Origin of the sequence: Kineococcus indalonis, assembly GCF_009906395.1 — a bacterium.
GTDB lineage: Bacteria > Actinomycetota > Actinomycetes > Actinomycetales > Kineococcaceae > Kineococcus > Kineococcus indalonis.
In genome coordinates, this window is record NZ_JAAALM010000471.1 from 1 (window position 1) to 3,210 (window position 3,210).

The 3,210-nt window shown below is 78.1% G+C and carries 4 protein-coding genes; 3 read left to right on the plus strand and 1 reads right to left on the minus strand.

Annotated features, from left to right (window positions below):
- The first annotated feature begins 65 nt into the window (after positions 1-65).
- The 3 genes from GTR00_RS17610 to GTR00_RS17620 all read left to right on the plus strand — a co-directional run bounded on the left by GTR00_RS17610 (position 66) and on the right by GTR00_RS17620 (position 2,365).
- The gene (locus GTR00_RS17610) at positions 66-896 is read left to right on the plus strand and encodes a DUF4394 domain-containing protein (RefSeq protein ID WP_166612879.1); all 831 of its coding nucleotides are present in this window, start codon (positions 66-68) and stop codon (positions 894-896) included.
- Positions 897-1,043: 147 nt separating this feature from the next.
- Positions 1,044-1,643 carry a sigma-70 family RNA polymerase sigma factor gene (locus GTR00_RS17615; protein WP_240900536.1) on the plus strand — a complete coding sequence of 200 codons (600 nt, stop codon included), beginning with the start codon at positions 1,044-1,046 and terminating at the stop codon, positions 1,641-1,643.
- On the plus strand, positions 1,640-2,365 hold the full coding sequence (locus GTR00_RS17620) for an anti-sigma factor family protein (protein ID WP_166612880.1): 726 nt from the start codon (positions 1,640-1,642) through the stop codon (positions 2,363-2,365). The genes GTR00_RS17615 and GTR00_RS17620 overlap by 4 nt, the downstream gene beginning before the upstream one ends.
- Positions 2,366-2,408: 43 nt before the next feature.
- Here the strand turns inward: GTR00_RS17620 and GTR00_RS17625 are convergent, their stop codons facing one another.
- Positions 2,409-3,113, minus strand: a complete 705-nt coding sequence (locus GTR00_RS17625) for a TerD family protein (RefSeq protein WP_166612881.1) — start codon at positions 3,111-3,113, stop codon at positions 2,409-2,411.
- Between the last annotated feature and the right edge of the window lie 97 nt (positions 3,114-3,210).

A 3,210-nucleotide genomic window follows, 5' to 3' on the forward strand; every position in this document is an offset into this window, starting at 1 on the left:
GGGCGGGGCGCGTACCCACCGTCGAGCCCGGCACGGACGCCGGGCACCACCGACTGGAGGAACCCGTGCGAACCCGTACCGCGATCGTCGCCGCCGCCGCGGCCGCCGCCGTCCTCGTCCCCACCGCCGCCGCGGCCGACAGCGGCCGGCGCGGCCAGGAGCGGGACCGCTCGCCGCGTGCCGTCGGCCTCGTCGACGGCACGCAGCTGGTGACGTTCTCCGCCTCCGCGCCCCGGGGGGTGCGCCCGACCGGGACGATCACCGGCCTGGTGCAGGACACCCGGCTCGTCGGCATCGACGCGCGCGCGCAGGACCGCCAGGTGTACGGCGTGGGCGACCGGGGCGGGGTGTACGTCCTGGACGTGCACACCGCGAAGGCCCGCCTGGACCGCCGCCTGACGGTGCCGCTGGAGGGCACCGCGTTCGGCGTGGACTTCAACCCGGTGGCCGACGCCCTGCGCGTGGTCAGCGACACCGGCCAGAACCTGCGCCAGCCGTTCGCCACCGCGGGCGCCGCCACGGTCGCCGACACCCCGCTGAGCAGCCCGCCGGCGGCCGGCACCACCACGGGCGTCACCGCCGCGGCCTACACGAACAACGACCTCGACCCGGCCACGGCCACCACGCTGTTCGTGCTGAGCACCGCCACCGACCAGGTGGCCGTGCAGTCGCCCGCGAACTCGGGCACGCTCGCGGCCACCGGCGAGCTCGGCGTGGACCTCACCGGCGACGTCGGCTTCGACGTCTCGGGCACCACCGCGTACGCGCTCGTCCCCGGCACCGGCGCGCACGCCGGGCGCACCACCGTGCACGAGGTGTCGCTGCTGACGGGGAAGGCGACGCAGGAGGGGCACCTGGACGCAGCGGTCACGGACCTGGCGCTGCGCCTGCCCTGACCCCGGACGCGGCCCGGCGGCGGGGGAGGGGGGCCGCCGGGCCGCCCGGGCAGGACCAGCACGACCAGCACGACCAGCAGGACCAGCAGGACCAGCAGGACGAGGGGCACGAGCACCACGGACGGCACGAGCGGGGCGGGGAGCGCGATGGGACTGCGGCAGGGGCGGCGCGGGCGGCACACCGCCGCGCCCGGCGACGCCGGTCCGCACGACGCCGGCCTGCACGAGGAGGCGGACGTCGCCCGCGCCTACGCCGCGCACGGCGCCGAGCTGCACCGCTTCGCGCTGCGCTGCCTGGGCGACCCGGCCGCCGCGCAGGACGTCGTGCAGGAGACCTTCCTGCGCGCGTGGCGCTCCGCGGAGCGCTACGACCCGGCGCTGGCGAGCCTGCGGACGTGGCTGTTCGCCATCGCCCGCAACGCCGTGCTGGACCACGTGCGCGCCGCGGGCGTGCGGCCCTGGCAGGGTGCGCTCGTGGCGGACGTGGCCGACGCGGCCGGGGACGGCGCGGGGCAGCCGTCCGAGGACCCCGGCGAGCGCCTGCTGCGCGGCTGGGTGGTGGAGGAGGCGCTGCGCCGGCTGTCCGCCGAGCACCGCACGGCCATCGTGGAGACGTACCTGAAGGACCGGCCGCCGGGCGAGGTGGCCGCCGAGCTGGGCGTGCCCGTGGGCACGGTGCGCAGCCGGGTGTTCTACGGGCTGAAGGCGCTGCGGGTGGCGATGGACGAGATGGGGGTGGAGCCGTGAGCGGGGCCGGCACCCACCGGGAGCTGCGCGAGCAGCTGGGCGTCTACGCGCTGGGGCTGCTGCCGCCGGAGGAGGTGCCGCGCCTGCGCGCGCACCTGGACGGCTGCCCGGAGTGCCGCGCGGAGCTGGCCGAGCTGGCGCCGCTGGCCGCGGACCTGCGGCTGGTGGACCCCGACCGGCTGCCCGGCCCGGCGGCGCCGCCGCGCGCGCTGGGCGAGCGGGTGCTGACGGCGGTGCGCGAGGAGTCGCTGCTGCGCGAGCACCGCGAGCGCCGGCTGGCCCGGCGGGGGCTCCGGCGCGCGGTGCTGGTGCCGGCCGCGGCGGCGGTGCTGGCGGCCGGGGTCGCCAGCGGCGTCACCTACGGCCTGACCCGCCCGGACCCCGCGCCGCCGGCGGCGGCGCCCGCGGTGCTCGTGGAGCGGCTGCCGCTGACCGTGGTGGCCGCGGACGTGCGCGCGGCCGGCCCGGCGGTGGTGGTGCCCCACACGTGGGGGGTGGAGGTGACGTTCGCGGCCACCGGCTTCGCGCCGGGGCGCACGTACCGGGCGCTGGTGCGCACGGTGGACGGCGCGGCGCTGCCGGCCGGGGAGTTCCTGGGCGTGGGCGCGCGGGAGCTGACGTGCGACATGCAGGCGGCGGTGCTGCGCGCGGACGCGGTGGCCTTCGAGGTCGTCGACGAGGCCGGCGGCACCGTCCTGACGCTGCCGCTGCCGCGGGCGTGAGCGCGCCGGCCGGGCGCGGGGCCCGGCCGGCGCGCTCAGCGGCTCACTTGCGGCCGGTCTGCCAGCGCATGCCCCAGCCGTACGCCTCGTCCAGGGCCTTCTGCCCGCCCTGCACGTAGCGGACCTCGCGCTGCACGGACACCTCGCGGCCGTCGGAGACGAGCTGGGCGATCGCGCACATCGGGGAGCGGTCGTCGTGCTCGTCCAGGCGCACCTCGACCTCGGGGCCGCCGGCCGGGTGCAGGGTGACCACGCCGTCGGCGGCGGCCCAGTTCGGCACGCCCTCGTAGATGAACGCGAAGACGAGGACGCGCTTGAGGCGCGAGGGGTCGCGCAGGTCGACGTAGAGGTTCTCCCCGCCGCCGCCGCGGCGGTCGTCGCCGTCCAGCCAGACCAGGGGCTCGCCGCTGCCGAGGTCGCGGAAGGCGTTGCCCAGGGCCTGCACGACGCCCTTGGAGCCGTCGCTGAACTCGTACAGGGCGCCGAGGTCGAGGTCGATGCCGCCGGAGCCGCCGGAGGCGGCCTGCTTCAGCTTGGACAGGAAGCCGCCGCCGGAGGGCGCCTGCGCGGGGCGCGCGTTCCACGCCAGGTGCACCTTCAGGGTGCCGCCGGCGCCGCCGGACTTGGTGAGCGAGACCTTCGGCGCCGCCTTCGTCAGCGTCACCTTGCTCAGCGACACGCCACCGCCGCCGGACGGCGCCTGCTGCGGCTGCGGTTCGTCGCGCTTCTTGGAGTAGTCGATGGCCACCGGTCGTCTCGCTCCTCGTGTGGGGGTGCTGCGTGCCCCGCGTGAACGGACGGGGCGCGCCGGAGGTGCCCGCCCCGCCCGTTCACGCGGGGCACGC